General features: G+C 76.1%; 1 protein-coding gene. It reads left to right on the forward strand.

Going from position 1 to position 1,207, the window contains the following annotated elements:
- Positions 1–1,207, forward strand: a 1,207-nt coding sequence (locus H5J29_RS33490) for an ATP-binding protein (RefSeq protein ID WP_376768604.1), incomplete at both ends; no start/stop codon positions are given.

Raw genomic sequence — 1,207 nt, forward strand, 5'->3', positions numbered from 1 at the left:
GCAACGTCGACGCCCGCGCCGACCCCGAGCGCTCGACGGCGCGGGTGCTCGACGGGTTCGCCGAGCTGCTGCGCGGGTTGGCGGCCGAGCGTCCGGTCCTGGTGGTGATCGACGACCTGCACCTGGCCGACGCCTCGTCGCTGGTGGCCCTGCACCACCTGGCCCACGTCTGTGGCGACGAGTCCGTGCTCGTGCTCGCCACCGCCCGGCCGAGCGAGCTCACCGCTCGACCGGAGGCCGTGCAGGCCGTCCTGCTCCTGGAGCAGGACGGCCTCGCCCAGCGGACGGTCGTGACGCCACTCGATGCGAGCGGGATCCGCGAGCTGGCGTCGGAGGTCGTCCGCGAGGTGCCGGACGTCCTCGTCGACTGGCTGGTCGACCGTTCCCGGGGGCTGCCGCTCGACGCGCTCGACCTGCTCGACGCGCTGGTCGAGGAGGGTGCCGACCTGCACCGACCGCTGCTGCGCAGGCTCCCGGACTCATTGTCGGACCGGGTGGCCCTGCGGTTGCACGGCCTGGACCCGGTGGCGGTGGGGATCGTCGAGCTGCTGGCGGTGCTCGGCCGCCGTGCCGAGCTGCGGGGACTGGTGGCCCTGTCCGGGCGAACTCCCGCGGAGCTCGTCGAGGGCCTGGAGCGACTGGTCCGGGCCCGGTTGGTCGTCGAGCACGAGGACGGGCCGGAGCTGACCGTCGAGATCGCCCACCCGCTCGTCGCCGACGCCGTGTACGCGCAGCTGGGCCCGGCCCGGCGCCGTCTCCTGCACCGCGCGACCGCGCGGGAGCTGCAGACCTGGGGTCGGCTGGGGGAGGCCTCCGGGCATTTCGCGCGCTCGGCCGATCCGGGGGACGACGAGGCCGTGGCCGCCCTGTGCACCGCGGTGCGGTCGGCCGAGGCCTCGGGGGCGTTCCGGGAGGCCCTGTCGGTCCTGGACGCGCTGGTCCGGCTGCTGCCCGCGGGGGACCGGCGGTGGTCGGAGGTCGTCGACGCCCTGGACTGGGACGCCCGGTGGGTGCTCGACCACCGCGCCGACAGCCGTTCCGCGGTGGCGGTGCCCGCCCTGCGGCGGATGGACGAGGCCCTGGTCGGGGTCGGGTCGGCGGGGCGGCGGGCCACCGTGAAGCTGCGGCTCGCCAACTTCCTGGGGTGGGGCACCGGCACCCTCACCGAGGCCCAGGAGGTGTGCCGGGCCGCGGAGGCCCTGTTCCG

Source organism: Pseudonocardia pini (assembly GCF_013870575.1).
In the GTDB taxonomy this organism is placed as follows: domain Bacteria; phylum Actinomycetota; class Actinomycetes; order Mycobacteriales; family Pseudonocardiaceae; genus Pseudonocardia; species Pseudonocardia pini.